Below are 14,453 nucleotides of genomic sequence, written 5' to 3' on the forward strand. Positions count from 1 at the left end.
GCAGGGGGGACCCTGTGGGAGAGTAGGACGCCGCCGAACAATTATTCCAGAGAACCCCCACCCGATTCCGGGTGGGGGTTCTCTGCGTTTACGGCTGTGTATTGCTGTGTATTTACGGCAGCGCGCGCAGGGCACGGCGGCAGCGGGGGTGGTGCTAAGTCCACCTCGGAACTGGGGTAGGACGGCCAGTGCCTCGGGCCGGCGGTGCAGGGAACACTGAGTCAGGACGATCGGTACCGGCATCAGGAGCACCCTTGACAACAGCGAGCCGAATGAGCGGCACGACGATGCGCGCCCAGACCGAGGCGGCCTTCCTGTCAGGTCGCCGGGCGCTGGCCCGGCTGGCACTGCTGGCGGTGGCGACGGTGCCGGCCATCGCGGTGCCGCTGGCGACGGCGCTGCTGGTGGGCGGGGCGGTCGCGTCGATCCTGCAGTACTACCTTCCGGCGGCGGTCCTGGTCGGTGTGCTGGTGGGGACGACCGCGGGGCTTGCGGCCGGCGGCCTGTTCGTCCGGCGCACGGCGAACCGGACGCGTGCTCAGCTGGAGCGCTGGTACGGCATCCGGCTGCCCGTCGAGTACGGCCCCCGGCCGGCGCTGGAGCTGGACGAGCGCGGTTACTGGTGGACCGGGTACTCGTATCACCGGTCCCACGCCGTGGCGAAGGTCGGGCAGCTGTTGCACTGGGCGGCCCGGGACCGGGCGACGCGCGCCGAGATCGGCTGGCTGGTGGTCAACCCGCTCGCGGCGGCCGCCCTGGCGGGCCCGGTGGCCGCTCTGCTCCTGATCGGTGCCGGCTACACCGTCGCGCAGCCGGTCTTCATGAACGGATTCGGGCCGTTGCCCCCGACGCTCGTCGGTCTCCTGGTGAACTCCGTGCTGGGGATCGCGCTGATCGTGCTCGGTGTGCTGGTGGCGCCGTACGCGGTGCGGGCCTACGCGGAGCTGGCGCGCAGGGTCCTGGACCAGGACGGGTGGTCCTCGCACGCCCAGCTCGCCAAGCGGGTGGCGGAGCTGACCGAGACCCGGGCGGACGCGGTGGGCAGCCAGGCGGCCGAGCTGCGGCGGATCGAGCGGGACCTGCACGACGGTGCGCAGGCCCGGCTGGTCGCGATCGGAATGACCCTGGGCACGATCGAGCACCTGATGGACACCGACCCGGCCGCCGCCCGGGAGCTTCTCTCGGAGGCCCGGCAGTCCTCCGCGCGAGCGCTCCAGGAACTGCGCGACCTGGTCCGCGGCATCCACCCGCCGGTGCTCGCGGAGCGCGGACTGGGTGATGCCGTCCGGGCGCTGGCGCTGGACAGCGCGCTGCCGACCGAGGTCTGCGTGAGCCTGCCGGACCGCCCGCCGGCGCCGGTCGAGGCGGCTCTGTACTTCAGCATCAGCGAGCTGCTGGCCAACGCCGCCAAGCACTCGGCCGCGGAGCAGGTCTGGGTGGACATCCTGTACCGGGCCGGCACACTGCGGATCACGGTGACGGACGACGGCATCGGCGTGGCGGACCCCACCCGGGGTACCGGCCTTCGCGGGATCGAACGGCGATTGGGTACCTTCGACGGTGTCCTCGCCATCGACAGCACGTCGGGCGGTCCGACCACAATCACCCTGGAGCTGCCGTGCGAGTTGTCCTCGCCGAGGACCTCTACCTCCTTCGCGAAGGCCTGATCCGGCTGCTGGAAGCGCACGGCTTCACCATCGCGGCCGCCGTCGAGACCGGCCCTGAGCTGCTGGACGCGCTGCTGACGCACCGTCCCGACGTGGCGGTGGTCGATGTGCGGCTGCCGCCGACGCTCACCGACGAGGGACTGCAGGCCGCGCTCAGCGCGCGCCGGGAGATCCCGGGCCTGCCGGTGCTGGTGCTGTCGCAGCACGTCCAGCAGCTGTACGCACGGGAGTTGCTGGCGGACGGCACCGGTGGGATCGGGTACCTGCTGAAGGACCGGGTGTTCAATGCCGGCCAGTTCATCGACGCGGTCCGCCGGGTGGCGGACGGCGGTACGGCGATGGACCCGGACGTGATCGCGAAGCTGATGCAGAGCACCGCCCGCCGCCCCGGTCCGCTCCAGCGCCTGTCGCCGCGCGAGCGGGAGGTGCTGGAGCTGATGGCGGAGGGCTGTTCCAACTCGGCGATCGCGGGCCGACTGGTGGTCAGCGACGGCGCGGTGGCCAAGCACATCGCCAATATCTTCACCAAGCTCGAACTCGCCCCGGCCGACGACGCGAACCGCCGGGTGCTCGCCGTGCTGGCCTATCTCAACGGAACGGTGGAGCGGAGCGGCTGACACCCCACCGGGTCCGCGTCCCCCGCGTGCGGCGGGCAGTGACACCCCGGGCTGCGAGAACGCTGAAACAGGTGTGCGAGTAAACTCCGGGGGGCCGAGCCCGGAGGTTGCTCAGCCGTCCGGCGCCCCGACACGTGGGAATCGGCAGCCGAGGCAGCGTACGGCAGCAGCCGACATCCAGGGGTTGATAGACGTAATGGCACGCCCATCGCTCACCAAGGCCCATCGGGTCCTGCTCGGCCTGGTCGCGGCAGGGGCCTGCCTGATCTCGGGCATCGGTTTCGCGGGCTCGTACAACGCGGTGCGGGACCTGGCGGAGGAGAAAGGTTTCGGCACCTTCTCCTACGCGTTCCCCATCGGCGTGGACGCCGGTATCGTCGTCCTGCTCGCGCTGGACCTGGTCCTGACCTGGCTGCGGATCCCCTTCCCCCTGCTGCGGCAGACCGCCTGGCTGCTGACGGTCGCCACCATCGCCTTCAACGCGGCCGCCTCCTGGGGCGATCCGCTGGGGATGGGCATGCACGCGGTCATCCCGGTGCTCTTCGTGGTCGTCGTCGAGGCCTCCCGGCACGCCGTCGGCCGGATCGCCGCGATCACCGCGGACCGCCACATGGAGTCCGTCCGGCTGATGCGCTGGGTGCTGTCGCCGGTGCCGACCTTCCGGCTCTGGCGACGGATGAAGCTCTGGGAGCTGCGCTCCTACGACGAGGTCGTCCGGCTGGAGCAGAACCGGCTGGTCTACCGGGCCCAGCTGCGCTTCCGCTACGGGCGCGGCTGGCGCCGTTCGGCGCCGATCCAGGCGCTGCTGCCGCTCAAGCTGGCCAAGTACGGGGTGCCGCTCGACCCGGCGGTACTCGACCGGCTGGACGACGAGACGCGCGAGGCCCGTGAGGCCAGGGAGCTGGCCGAGAGCCGTCCGGTGGCCGCGGCCATCCCACCGGGCGCCGCCGCCGACACCCAGCCGCAGCCCGGGCCCTCTTCCCCGGAGCAGCGGTCCCAGCCCCAGCCCCAGCCCCGACCTCAGACCCAGTCCCAGCACCCCGAGCCCGAACCGGCTCCGGCCGCCGTCGCGGCGGTGCCCGCCGAGGTGGCCGCGCCGGTGCTCGCCAAGCTCGCCGCGGTACGGCTGCGCGCCGCCCAGGAGCCGGCCGGGGACGCGGAGCAGGCACCGCCGCCGCCGAGGGAGGAGCTGAACGTCTGGACCGAGCGTCCGGTGCGGACCACCGGTCACCAGGACGACGGCACGACGGGCGGCCGGGTGCCGGGCCAGGCCTCCCCGTGGTTCAAGCCGCCGCGCCCGTCGACCCCGCTGCCCGTCCAGCAGGGGGTGGCGCAGGCCGACACCGCCACCCACGGCCACCCGGACGACGCCGAGTACGCCGACTTCCCGCAGGAGCCCGTGCTCCCGCAGGGTCCCGGCTCTCCCGAGGACACCGACCACCCGCGGCAGCCGGGCCACCCGGAGGACTCCGCGCCGCGCACCGTGCCGTCCCGGCTCGACCCCGAGCTGTGCTTCGAGGCACTGGTGACGTACATCGACACCTTCGAGCACCATCCCGACCCGCAGCGCCTCGCGGACTGGCTGACCAGGGAGTACGGCGTGACCGGCACCCGTCCGGACGGTTCGGTGAACCCGAAGGACGTCGCCGAGCTCTTCCCCGAGCTGCGCGACCGTTACGCCGCCGCCGGGAGGGAGTGACGCGTCGCGGCCGCCCGTCCACCGCGCCGCGGGCCATTGACGCCCGATTCCGGCGGGGCTACCTTCGCCGCAACAAATTGTTGAACTGATGGTTCGGCATGGAGGAGCGCGGATGTCGCAGGTCGCGGCGGACGGTCAGGGGCCGGTGGGCGGAGCCTCGTTCTCCCGCGCCGCCCGGGCCGCCGTGGAGGCGCTGCTCGCCCCGGTCGACGCCGACCTGACGCGTCGCTACCCGGGCGACCCCGGTACCCGGCAGCCGGTCCACACCGTCTACGTCCCGGCCGACGCCTTCACCGCCGGCACCGTCCGCGACTGGGGCCGCCAGGCCCTGGAGGCCTTCGACACCCACGCCGGCACCCCGGCCGAGCTGGCCCGGGCGCTCGGTGTACCGGACGACGCCCTGCTCGCGGACGTGCACGCCCGGGTCCGGGCCAAGCTGGTGCGGGAACCGGTCGAGGACCTGCGGATCGACTTCGAGGACGGCTACGGGCCGCGGCCCGACGCCGAGGAGGACGCGGCCGCCGTCCGCGCCGCCGGGCTGGTCACCGCCGCCGTGGCGGACGGCGGCGCGCCGCCGTACCTCGGCATCCGGATCAAGTGCCTTGAGGCGGCCGTCCGTGACCGCGGCATCCGCACCCTGGAGCTGTTCCTCGCCACCCTGCTGGCCGGCGGCGGTCTGCCCGACGGCCTGGTCCTCACCCTCCCCAAGGTGACGTACGCCGAGCAGGTCACCGCGCTGGTCCGGCTGCTGGAGGACTTCGAGCGCGGCGCCGGCCTGCCGGCCGGGCGGCTCGGCTTCGAGATCCAGATCGAGACCACCCAGGCCGTCCTGGGCCCCGACGGCCGGGCCACGGTCGCCCAGATGATCGAGGCCGCCGAGGGCCGGGCCACCGGTCTGCACTACGGGACCTTCGACTACAGCGCCTCCTGCGGGGTCGGCGCCGCCCACCAGAGCCTGGACCACCCGGTCGCCGACCACGCGAAGGCGGTGATGCAGGTGGCCGCGGCCGGTACCGGCGTCCGGCTCTCCGACGGTTCGACCAACGTCGTGCCGACCGGCTCCACCGCCCGCGTGCACGCCGCCTGGAAGCTCCACCACGACCTGGTCCGCCGCTCGCTGGCCCGCGCGTACTACCAGGGCTGGGACATGCACCCGGCGCACCTGCCGACCCGCTACGCGGCCGTGTACTCCTTCTACCGCGAGGGTCTGGCGGCCGCCGCCGCCCGGCTGGCCGCCTACGTCGCCCGGACGGGCGGCGAGGTGCTGGACGAGCCCGCGACCGCCCGGGCGCTCAGCGGCCATCTGCTGCGCGGTCTGGACTGCGGCGCGGTCGACCCGGCCGAGGTCACCTCGCTGACCGGCCTGGACCGCATCCGGCTGGAGACCCTGGCCAGCCGCTGACCGGCCGACCCGCCGTCGACACGGCTTAGGCTGGCGGTACCGCCCGGACGTACCCGGCCGGTACCGCCAGCCTTCGTCGTCTCCGGGAGAACCACCGCGCCATGTCCGCCACGCCGGAGCCGACCCCCAGGACGTACCTCACCATCCGGCGCGACGGCAGCCACGAGACCGAGATCAAGAAGTCCCGGTTCATCTGCCATCTCGCCCGGGTCGCCGACGAGGAGGAGGCACAGGCGTTCATCGCCGGCATCCGCAAGCGGTACTGGGACGCCCGGCACAACTGCACCGCCTTCGTGGTCGGCGACGAACAGCGGCGCGAGCGCTCCAGCGACGACGGCGAGCCGGGCGGCACGGCCGGCGTGCCCATGCTGGAGGTGCTGCGCCGGCGCGGGCTGACCGACACGGTGGCCGTGGTGACCAGGTACTTCGGCGGGATCAAGCTCGGTGCGGGCGGCCTGGTGCGGGCCTACGGCAACGCGGTGTCGGCGGCGGTGGACGAGGTGGGCCTGCTGGAGCGGCGGCCGGTGGCGCTGCTGGCGGTGACGGCCGGGCACACCCGGGCCGGCCGGGTGGAGAACGACCTGCGGGCGGCCGGGTACACGGTGCGCGACCTGGCGTACGAGGCGGCCGGGGTGCGGATCGAGGTCGGCGTGCCGGAGCCCGAGGTGGCGGACTTCCACACCTGGCTGGCCGAGGCGACCGGCGGTACGGCGGTTGCGGTGGCGGCGGGCCGGACGTATGTCGAGGTGCCGGTCTGAACGTCGGACCCGTCGAATCCGACGGATCCGACCGGCGCGATGGTTTCGGACAGACTTTCGGACAGATCGGGGCCGGCTGGTTTCGACTGGCCGTCGCGGTTGCCTAGCCTGGTCCGACCGCCGATCAGGAAGCCGACCGAGATGACCCTCGTTCAGACCATCACCCTGCCCCCGGGGGCCAGCACCGGCTGGCACTACCATCCGGGCCGGGTCGAGGTGGTGGTGCTGTCCGGGACGTTGACCCGGACGCTGTACGACGGGCGGGTCGAGGTCACCCGTGCCGGGGGCTCGCTGGTCGAGGAGGCCGGCTCGGTCCACATCCACGTGGGCCGCAACCACGGGAGCGTCCCCGTGGTGCTGATCGCCAGCTACGACACCCCGGCGGGCTGCCCGCTGGCCGTGCCGGTGGCGGAGCCGGCGTGGAGCCGCAGCGGTACCGGGCCCGTCGGCACCTGAGCCGACCGCTCCCTGAGTCGCCCCCTGAACCGGCCCGCTGAGCCGGACGGCGACCGAAGCAGATGACGGCCCGTTCCGGCGGGCCGCTTGAGCAGATTCACTCGAACGTATTGACGTGGCCCGGAGTTGGAACTTCCGCTCCGGGCTGTGGCGTTTCCTGGGCAAGGATCCGGCCGAACCGGACGAAATGACCTCATCGATGGAGGACGAGAGACCCCACCCCGCACCACGGAGGTATGCGCATGACCTCGGACCGCTTCCCGTCGCCCGCCCGAGCCGAGCTGTTCGCCCCCCGGGGGCCCGCGACGCCCTACCGGATGACCGTCACCACCGCGCTCCCGCACGCCGATGCCGTCGCCCTGGCCGACCAGGGCCTGGGCGCCTGGCTGAAACAGGAAGGCTGCGAGGAGCCCCCGCCGGCCGTCCGGGAGCCCGTCGGCCCCGACACCCCTGACACCCCCGCCGAGCGCCTGCGGCTGGGTGACCGTGTCCTGCTCGACCGCGACCACGGCCCGCTGCGCGGCGGCCCGGGCACCGGCCGGTACCACCGCCGCCGGCTGCGCACCCCGGCGCCGCACGGCACCCACCAGCTCACCCTCACCATAGCGACCGGGGCCGAGGGCCCCACCTGGGTCCGGCTGGAGGCCGAGACGCACACCACCGGAAGCGGTGTGCGGACACCCTGCCGAGTGCCCGTGCCCGAGCTCGCCCGTACCCTGCTGCCCCTCCTCGACGCCACCGACGGCCCGGCCGCCGTCCACCTCTCCCCGCAGGTGCTGACCGCGGGCCAGGTCGGCGGCCTGATCGACGAACTCTGCGACCCGGAGCGCCGGCTGCCCACCGTGGTCGCCAGCGTCCCGGTCAACCTCGGGCTCGACCAGTGGCTCGCCGATGTCGTCCGCCCGCTCTGTCACCAGCTGCCCGGCCTCGCGACCGCCTACGTCCTGGACCCGGGCGCCCGCACCGAGTTCAACGTCGCCCTGGAGTACCACACCGTGTACGGCGGGGCGGTGCGCACCTACCTGCCCGAGGTCGACCCGGCCTCCCGGCAGGACGGCGCCCGGCACCCGGTACTGGCCCGTCAGCGGATAGAGGAGGACATCCGCCGCGCGGCCGGGCTGCTGGCCCGCGAGCCGCGCCGGCTCGCCGCCGAACAGCCGCTGCCGCCACCGCTGGCCGCCGTCCCGGTGCTCCGCGTGGCCCCGCCCTCCGGGGCGCGGGCGGACGCCGACCGGGCCGCTGCCGACGCCCGGGCCGAGCTGGCGGCGCTCGTCCGTGAGGAACGGCAGGACCGCGCCGAGCAGCAGGCCAGAGCCGACGAGCTGGAGCTGGTACGGCACAGCCTGCGCCGTGAGCGCCGCCGCGACCGCCGGCGGCCGGCGCCGGGTGACGAACAGGCCGGGGCACGCCACGGCGGTGCCCCGGTGCGGGGGATGACCGGCCGGCTCTGCGCCGGCCCCGGCGGTGCGGTCCTGCCCACCATGCCCGGCGGGCACTCCGGTCCGGTCGGCCCGGCCGGTTCCCCCAGCCACTGGATCGACGCCCCCGGGACGTTCACCGAGCTGATGACCAGACTGGGCGAGTTCCCGCTGCTCTCCTTCACGGGGGACCAGAAGACCACGCTCGCCCTCGACGGACTGCAGTGCGCCGGGGCCTCCTGGGCCCGGCTCACCTGGGACGGCCTGACGGCCCTCCAGGAGTACGCCGAAGCGGCGGTGCGCGGCGAGGCGGGCGGCGACTTCAAGCAGTGGTGCGAACGCACCCCGGCCGGCTGCCACCGCTTCCCGCCCCGCAAGGCGGTGCGCGGGGAGTCCCGGACGGTGTTCAGCCACACCAAGTGGAAACGGGAGCGGATGCTGCCGGTACCGGAGTGCGTGGACGTCTCCCGGCGTGCCTTCATGGGCGCACACCTGAGGATCGGCGGCGGTCGCACCGCACCCCGGCTGCACTACCTCGACGACTGCTCGGGCAGTGGCCGGATCTATGTCGGCTACATCGGTCTGCACCTGACCAACACCCGGACCAACTGAGAGGCTTGGCTGCCCGGTGCGCCCGTTCGGTGGACAATGTCCCGCAGGGGCAGGGCCGCGGGGTCGCCGGCCGCCCCGGGCAGGCGCCGGACGAGCATGGGGGAACGACGACCGATGCAGTACTCAGCAGACGGCCAGTCCGACGGCACCGCCACCGTCCCCGTGCCCCAACCGGGCTTTCTGGCCTCGGTCTTCCGTGATCTCGGCGCCGACGGGCCGGGCGGTGGCGAGGGGGACGCCGACGCCGGCGGTCGCAGCGGTGGCCGGGCCGACAGCCATGACGGTGGTGGCGGTGGTGGCGGTGGTGACGGTGGTGACGGACCGTCCGGGGAGGGCGTGGACGAGTCCGTCGCCGCCCACGCCCGGGCCGCCGCCCTGACCCACCACCGCACGCTCGCCGTCCGGACCGAGCGTGAGCGGCTGGCCGACCTGCTGCGGCGGGCCGCGCTGCCGGTCTCGGCCATGGACTTCGAGAGCCAGCTGCGCCGCTACGAGCCACGTCCCTACCGGGCGGCCGGCCCGGAGGCGGAGGCCGACGGCGCCGAGCCGCGCTGGGCCGACTTCGCTCCCGCCGAGCCGCCCGCGACCGACCCCGACGCGGCGCCGACCCGCCGCCTGCTCGACTCCGGTTACCAGCGCGAACTGGCCCAGGCCCGGCTGGCCCACCAGCGCGCCCTGCGGGAGTGGCGCACCCGGCAGGCCGAGGCCGGCAGCCCGGCCGCGGACGAGTCCCGGCGGGTCCACGAGGAGGCCGAGCAGGCCAGAGCGCGCGCGGTGCGTGAGTACAACCAGACCCTGGAGGAGTGCCGGCGGGCGTACCGGCTGGCCGAGCCGGCCGCCGTGGAGTCTCTGCTGGAGCGAGCGCTGGCCGCCGCCGAGACGGCCACCCAGGACCTCCCCGCGCCCTGCCGGGCCGTCTTCCGCCCGCTCACCCGCACCGCCGTGCTCGACCTCGACCTGCCGCCGCTCGACCTGGTGCCGTCGCTGACCGGCTACCGGCTCGGCGCGGACGGCGACATCCTGCCGGTGCCGCGCCCGCCGGCCGACCGGGCCACCGACTACCTCCGGCTGGTGGCCCGGCTGGCACTGCGCGCGCTGCAGGCCGCCGACGCCGTCGACACCGACGAGATACTGGCCGGGGTGGTGCTCAACGGCTGGCTGCGCGACCCCGGCGGGGCGGAGCCGCTCTGCCTGGTGAGCGTGGACGCCGACCGGGACGCGCTGGCCAGGACCAGACTGCTGCCGCCCGCCGCCCCCTACGAGGAGCACGACGGCGAGGGCGTGTACGCGGACGCCGAACAGGACGAGGCGCTGGTCCGGCTGCGCCAGCTCGGCGCCGCCGTCACCCCTGATCCCTACGCCCGGGCGGGCGTCGAACCGGCCGCCGTGGCGGGGGCCACGGTGCCGTCCGCGCCGGACCTCTCGGCGAACGAGTTCGCCCAGCTGGTCCGCGAACTGCTCACCTGCGGCGGGCTGGCGCAGTGGAGCGTACGGCTGCGCGGCCCGGCCGGGCTGGTGGCCACCGGCGAGGGGGCACCGGACAGCGCGCTGCCCGGGCGCTGGGTGGTCTGGGCCTCCCGGGGGCCCGGGCCGGTGGGGGAGGAGGAGATCAGGACGCTGGCGGAGGCGGTCCGCGAGGAGTCCGCCGAACGCGGCCTGCGCCTGACGACCGGCCGCTTCACCGACGAGGCCCTCGACCTCTCCGGGGAGGACGGACACCAGCACATCCACCTGGTCGACGGCGAGGGCGTGCGCGAACTCGCCTGTACCCACCTCGGCCTGCCGCTCGCCGTCGGCCGGTAGACCGGCGGCGCCCGCCGGGCCGGACACCGTGGTGCCTCACCCCGTCGGCCCGTCCGACGGGCGCCGGGCCGGGAGCGGCGTGACGCTGGGGGCGCGGGTGCCGGGCTGACCGGGCCCGGCCGGGCGGCGGCGCCCCGGGCAGCGGCCCGCATGGCCCGGCCGAGGGGTTGCCCGGCACCGGTCGGTGGTCGGCCCGGACCCGGGCGGGACGCGGGGGAGGCGGGATGGGCGCGGTACCCGGTACAGCGGTACCCGGTACGGGGGAGCGGCGGTGACCGCCGTCCTGGTCGCCGCCGGGGCGTTCCTGATGACGCTGATCGGCGGTTACGTCGCCCAGCGCACCGGTGACCGGCGCCATCTGGTGCTCGGCTTCGCCGCCGGGCTGATGCTCGGCGTGGTGGCCTTCGACCTTCTGCCGGAGTCACTGCACGAGGCGCCGGCCGAGATCCACGGAGTGCCCCAGGCCCTGCTGATGTTCGCGGCCGGGTTCCTGACCATCCATGTCATCGAGCGCGCGGTCGCCATCCACCGCGGCCACGAGGGCGAGTACGCCGCCCACACCCACGGCCACCACCACGTCCAGGACCAGGTGACCACCGCCTCCGGCAACGGCTACCAGGGCGTCGGAGTGACCGCCGCGCTGGCCCTGGTCGGGCACAGCGTGATGGACGGCTTCGCGATCGGCGCGGCGTTCCAGGCCGGGACCACGGTCGGGACGGTGGTCGCCATCGCCGTGGTCGCGCACGACTTCGCCGACGGCTTCAACACGTACACGATCACCCGGCTGTACGGGAACGACCGGCGGCGGGCGCTGACGCTGCTCGCGGCGGACGCGCTCGCCCCGGTGACGGGCGCCGCGATCACCCTGCTCTTCACCATCCCCCACCACCTGCTCGGCCTCTACCTGGGCTTCTTCGCGGGCTTCCTGCTCTATCTGGCGACCTCCGACATCCTCCCCGAGGCGCACAGCCCGCACCCCTCCCGCAGCACCCTGCTCTGCACCCTCGTCGGGGTGGGCTTCATGTGGCTGGTGATCGGCCTCGCCGGATAGGGCCGGTCCGGCGGATCTCCGCCGGGCCCGCCCCGACCGGCCGGTCAGCAGGCCGGGGCGGACCACCGCTCCCGCATCGCGGTCAGCGCCTCGGTGATCGCCGGGCGCCGGGAGGCCTGGGTGCGCCAGAGGGCGAACACCCGGCGGGCGGGCTCTGGTACCACCGGCCGGGAGACCACCCCGGGCGGGAGGGCGCCCCGGCCGAGCCGCGGTACCAGGCCCATGCCCAGGCCCGCCGCGATCAGCGCGATCTGGGTCTCGAACTCGCCGACCTGGTACCGCACATCGGGCTCCTCGCCGGCCTCGCGCAGGGTGCGAACCAGCCAGTCGTGGCAGATGTTGCCCGGTGGCACGCTGATCCAGCGCTGCCCGCAGAGCCGCCGCACCGGCACCACGGCCGACCCGGCCAGCGGATCCCCGGCGGGCAGCAGCAGATCCACCGGGTCCGCGCCGAGGTCCATCCGGGAGAGCCCTTCCTGCACCGGCAGCGGCACGGTCGGCCAGTCCTGGACCAGCGCCAGGTCCACCTCGCCCCGCGCCACCAGCTCGGCCGCCGGGTACGGATCGCTCTCCAGCAGCCGGACGTCCAGCTCGGGGCAGCGCGCGCGCAGGTCGGCGAGCACGCCCGGCATCAGCCCCCGCGCGCCGGTGGCGAAGGCGGCGACCAGCAGCCGTCCGACCGCCTGGCCGCGCTGCTCCTCCAGCCGTACCTCGGCCCGCTCCACCAGCCCCAGCACCGCCTGCGCGGTGGCGGCCAGCTCGCGGGCGGCGTCGGTCAGCACCACGCCGCGGCCCTGACGCTCCAGCAGCACCGTCCTGGTCTCGCGCTCCAGCTTGGCGATCTGCTGCGAGACCGCCGACGGGGTGAAACCGAGCGAGGCCGCCGCTCCGCCGACCGAACCGTGCACGGCCACCGCGTGCAGCGCCCGCAGGCGCCCCAGATCCATCATGCAGTAATGTTAAACGGTTACCTTCAGAACTCATCGCTGGTGCTACACGATTTCGGCGGCCATGCTCGACCCATGACCACCGCACCCGCCGCCCCGGGCGGCAGCATGAGCCCGCGTCACATCGCCCTGGCCGTGCTGGTGGCCGCCGTCTGGGGCCTCAACTTCGTCCTCATCCACGTCGGCCTGGAGAACTTCCCGCCGCTGCTCTTCTGCGCCCTGCGGTTCGCCGTCGTGGCCGTCCCCGCGGTCTTCTTCGTCGGCCCGCCCAAGGTGGCCCGGCGGTGGGTCCTCGCGGTCGGCCTCACGCTCGGGGTGGTCAAGTTCGGCCTGCTCTTCCTGGGCATGCACGCCGGGATGCCCGCCGGGCTCTCCTCCCTGGTCCTCCAGGGCCAGGCCGTCTTCACCGCGCTGTTCGCCGCCGTCCTGCTGCGGGAGCGGCCCGGCGGGCAGCGGCTGGCCGGACTGGCGGTCGCCTTCGCCGGCATCGGCCTCAGCGCGGTCGACCGCGGCCTCGGCGGCCCGCTCGGCGCCTTCGTCCTGGTCGTCCTCGCCGCGCTGGCCTGGGGGCTCTCCAATGTGCTGACCCGCCGGGCCGCGCCGCCGGACGCCCTGCGCTGGATGGTCTGGGTCAGCGCCGTTCCGCCGCTGCCGCTGCTGGGGCTCTCCCTGCTGGTCGAGGGCCCGGCCGCCGACCTGCGGGCGCTGCGCGACATCACCCCCGCCGGCCTGGGCGCGATCGGGTACGTCGGGCTGGTCTCCACCCTGTTCGGCTTCGTCGCCTGGAGCTTCCTGCTGCGCAGCTACGACGCCACCGCCGTCGCGCCCTACTCGCTCCTGGTCCCGGTGTTCGGGATGTCCTCGGCCTGGCTGCTGCTCGGCGAGCGGGTCGGCCCGCTCGCCGCGGGCGCCGCGCTGCTGGTGATCGCCGGGATCGGGATCACCGCGCTACGCCCGGGGGCGCTGTCCGCCGTGGTGGCGTGGCGGCCGCGTAGCGGCTCTCGGCGGAGCGCAGCACTCGCAGCAGCACGTCCTGGTCGGCGGGGCTGACCTGGCCGAAGTACTCCTGCGCCACCTCGTGCCGGACCTGCCCGATCCGCTCCACCGCCGACCGGCCGGCCTCGGTCAGCAGGATCCGGACGGCGCGTCGGTCGGCCGGGTCCGGGCTGCGTTCGACCAGGCCCGCCTCCTCCAGCGCGTCGACCACGGTGGTGGCCGAGCGGGGGGCGATGTGCAGCCGGTCCGCGAGGTCGCTCAGCCGCATCGCCCGGTCCGGCAGCTCGCAGCCGGGTGCGTGGGCGAGGGTGCGCAGGGCGCGGCCCTGACCGGGGGTGATGCCGTAGGGCTCCAGTCGCTCGCTGGTGCGGCGCCGGATCCGTTTGATCGCCCGGGTCATCGCGTCGGCGAGCTCGGCGGCGGTGTCCTGCGGGGCCGGCACCGGGGCGTCCGGCGGGTCCGGGGTGGGGGAGGAGCTCGCCGCGTCGTCGGTCGGCGTGGTGGTCATGGGCGGTCTCCTCGGCAGGTGTCCGCCCCAGGGTATCGGCCGGTTCCGGCCGTGGGGCGGGGGCGTGGACCGGCCCCGGGCGCGCGGATCCGGAAAGATGTTGAGCAAGGCTCAGTATCTGGGTTAGCGTAGCCCCGAGTGAGGGCACCCTAAGTTCCCTCCCAGGATCCTGGAGGACCAGTGCCCCGCTCCGAAGCCCGCGTCACCACCGACCGTTCCGCCCGCTACGCCAAGCAGCTCGCCAGCCACATGGGCCGCAAGATCGAGGCCCACTGGTCCGAGGAGACCGGCCGCGGCACCCTCACCTTCGGCGCCGGCACCGCCACCCTGGAGGCCACCCCCGACGCGCTGCTGCTCGCCGTCGAGGGCGAGACCGAGAAGCTGCCCGGCCTGGAGGACGTGGTCGGCCGCCACCTCGTCCGCTTCGGCAGCCGCGACGAACTGGTCGTCGAATGGCACCGTGACAACGGCGAGCCCGGTCTCGTCCACCGCAACGACGAGCCCGCCGAGGGCTGACGA

13 protein-coding genes are annotated in these 14,453 nt (G+C 74.5%); 11 read left to right on the top strand and 2 right to left on the bottom strand.

Going from position 1 to position 14,453, the window contains the following annotated elements:
• Window positions 1–272 precede the first annotated feature (272 nt).
• The 9 genes from ACIP82_RS33915 (at window position 273) to ACIP82_RS33955 (ending at window position 11,483) form a co-directional block, all read left to right on the top strand.
• Complete coding sequence (locus ACIP82_RS33915) at window positions 273–1,667, top strand: histidine kinase (RefSeq protein ID WP_363611130.1); 1,395 nt, start codon at window positions 273–275, stop codon at window positions 1,665–1,667.
• Window positions 1,619–2,284 carry a response regulator transcription factor gene (locus ACIP82_RS33920; RefSeq protein ID WP_363611132.1) on the top strand — a complete coding sequence of 222 codons (666 nt, stop codon included), beginning with the start codon at window positions 1,619–1,621 and terminating at the stop codon, window positions 2,282–2,284. The genes ACIP82_RS33915 and ACIP82_RS33920 overlap by 49 nt, the downstream gene beginning before the upstream one ends.
• A gap of 196 nt (window positions 2,285–2,480) precedes the next feature.
• A complete protein-coding gene (locus ACIP82_RS33925; protein WP_400659063.1) occupies window positions 2,481–3,983 on the top strand; it encodes a DUF2637 domain-containing protein in 1,503 nt (500 codons plus the stop codon).
• 112 nt (window positions 3,984–4,095) lie between these two features.
• Window positions 4,096–5,385: a DUF6986 family protein gene (locus ACIP82_RS33930; protein WP_400659065.1), complete on the top strand. Its 1,290-nt coding sequence runs from the start codon at window positions 4,096–4,098 to the stop codon at window positions 5,383–5,385.
• A 101-nt stretch (window positions 5,386–5,486) separates the two neighbouring features.
• Window positions 5,487–6,143, top strand: coding sequence for a YigZ family protein (locus ACIP82_RS33935; RefSeq protein ID WP_363611138.1), 657 nt, complete (start codon window positions 5,487–5,489; stop codon window positions 6,141–6,143).
• A 141-nt stretch (window positions 6,144–6,284) separates the two neighbouring features.
• On the top strand, window positions 6,285–6,599 hold the full coding sequence (locus tag ACIP82_RS33940; RefSeq protein ID WP_363611140.1) for a cupin domain-containing protein: 315 nt from the start codon (window positions 6,285–6,287) through the stop codon (window positions 6,597–6,599).
• Between the two features lie 242 nt (window positions 6,600–6,841).
• Window positions 6,842–8,629 (top strand): hypothetical protein, encoded by a 1,788-nt coding sequence (locus ACIP82_RS33945; RefSeq protein ID WP_400659068.1) that lies wholly within the window; start codon window positions 6,842–6,844, stop codon window positions 8,627–8,629.
• Between the two features lie 114 nt (window positions 8,630–8,743).
• Window positions 8,744–10,432 carry a restriction endonuclease gene (locus ACIP82_RS33950; RefSeq protein WP_400659070.1) on the top strand — a complete coding sequence of 563 codons (1,689 nt, stop codon included), beginning with the start codon at window positions 8,744–8,746 and terminating at the stop codon, window positions 10,430–10,432.
• 307 nt (window positions 10,433–10,739) lie between these two features.
• The gene (locus ACIP82_RS33955; protein WP_400659129.1) at window positions 10,740–11,483 is read left to right on the top strand and encodes a ZIP family metal transporter; all 744 of its coding nucleotides are present in this window, start codon (window positions 10,740–10,742) and stop codon (window positions 11,481–11,483) included.
• A 44-nt stretch (window positions 11,484–11,527) separates the two neighbouring features.
• Here the strand turns inward: ACIP82_RS33955 and ACIP82_RS33960 are convergent, their stop codons facing one another.
• The gene (locus ACIP82_RS33960) at window positions 11,528–12,433 is read right to left on the bottom strand and encodes a LysR family transcriptional regulator (protein ID WP_400659072.1); all 906 of its coding nucleotides are present in this window, start codon (window positions 12,431–12,433) and stop codon (window positions 11,528–11,530) included.
• 105 nt (window positions 12,434–12,538) lie between these two features.
• Between ACIP82_RS33960 and ACIP82_RS33965 the strand changes: the two genes are divergently transcribed.
• Complete coding sequence (locus ACIP82_RS33965) at window positions 12,539–13,480, top strand: EamA family transporter (protein ID WP_400659131.1); 942 nt, start codon at window positions 12,539–12,541, stop codon at window positions 13,478–13,480.
• Here the strand turns inward: ACIP82_RS33965 and ACIP82_RS33970 are convergent.
• On the bottom strand, window positions 13,371–13,934 hold the full coding sequence (locus ACIP82_RS33970) for a MarR family winged helix-turn-helix transcriptional regulator (RefSeq protein ID WP_400659074.1): 564 nt from the start codon (window positions 13,932–13,934) through the stop codon (window positions 13,371–13,373). The two genes, ACIP82_RS33965 and ACIP82_RS33970, sit on opposite strands and share 110 nt — an antisense overlap.
• 180 nt (window positions 13,935–14,114) lie before the next feature.
• On the opposite strand from ACIP82_RS33970, the gene ACIP82_RS33975 reads away from it, so the two are divergent.
• Entirely contained in the window at window positions 14,115–14,450 is a 336-nt protein-coding gene (locus ACIP82_RS33975; protein WP_400659076.1) for a DUF2218 domain-containing protein, read from the top strand.
• The last annotated feature ends 3 nt before the right edge of the window (window positions 14,451–14,453 follow it).

Source organism: Kitasatospora sp. NPDC088548 (genome assembly GCF_044753005.1).
Taxonomy (GTDB): Bacteria; Actinomycetota; Actinomycetes; order Streptomycetales; family Streptomycetaceae; genus Kitasatospora.

Excerpts from the sequence above, each read along its gene's own strand:
- ACIP82_RS33915 (WP_363611130.1), top strand. The coding sequence starts at position 273 with ATGAGCGGCACGACGATGCGCGCCCAGACCGAGGCGGCCTTCCTGTCA.
- ACIP82_RS33925 (WP_400659063.1), top strand. The coding sequence starts at position 2,481 with ATGGCACGCCCATCGCTCACCAAGGCCCATCGGGTCCTGCTCGGCCTG.
- ACIP82_RS33930 (WP_400659065.1), top strand. The coding sequence starts at position 4,096 with ATGTCGCAGGTCGCGGCGGACGGTCAGGGGCCGGTGGGCGGAGCCTCG.
- ACIP82_RS33935 (WP_363611138.1), top strand. The coding sequence starts at position 5,487 with ATGTCCGCCACGCCGGAGCCGACCCCCAGGACGTACCTCACCATCCGG.
- ACIP82_RS33940 (WP_363611140.1), top strand. The coding sequence starts at position 6,285 with ATGACCCTCGTTCAGACCATCACCCTGCCCCCGGGGGCCAGCACCGGC.
- ACIP82_RS33945 (WP_400659068.1), top strand. The coding sequence starts at position 6,842 with ATGACCTCGGACCGCTTCCCGTCGCCCGCCCGAGCCGAGCTGTTCGCC.
- ACIP82_RS33950 (WP_400659070.1), top strand. The coding sequence starts at position 8,744 with ATGCAGTACTCAGCAGACGGCCAGTCCGACGGCACCGCCACCGTCCCC.
- ACIP82_RS33955 (WP_400659129.1), top strand. The coding sequence starts at position 10,740 with ATGACGCTGATCGGCGGTTACGTCGCCCAGCGCACCGGTGACCGGCGC.
- ACIP82_RS33960 (WP_400659072.1), bottom strand. The coding sequence starts at position 12,433 with ATGATGGATCTGGGGCGCCTGCGGGCGCTGCACGCGGTGGCCGTGCAC.
- ACIP82_RS33965 (WP_400659131.1), top strand. The coding sequence starts at position 12,539 with ATGAGCCCGCGTCACATCGCCCTGGCCGTGCTGGTGGCCGCCGTCTGG.
- ACIP82_RS33970 (WP_400659074.1), bottom strand. The coding sequence starts at position 13,934 with ATGACCACCACGCCGACCGACGACGCGGCGAGCTCCTCCCCCACCCCG.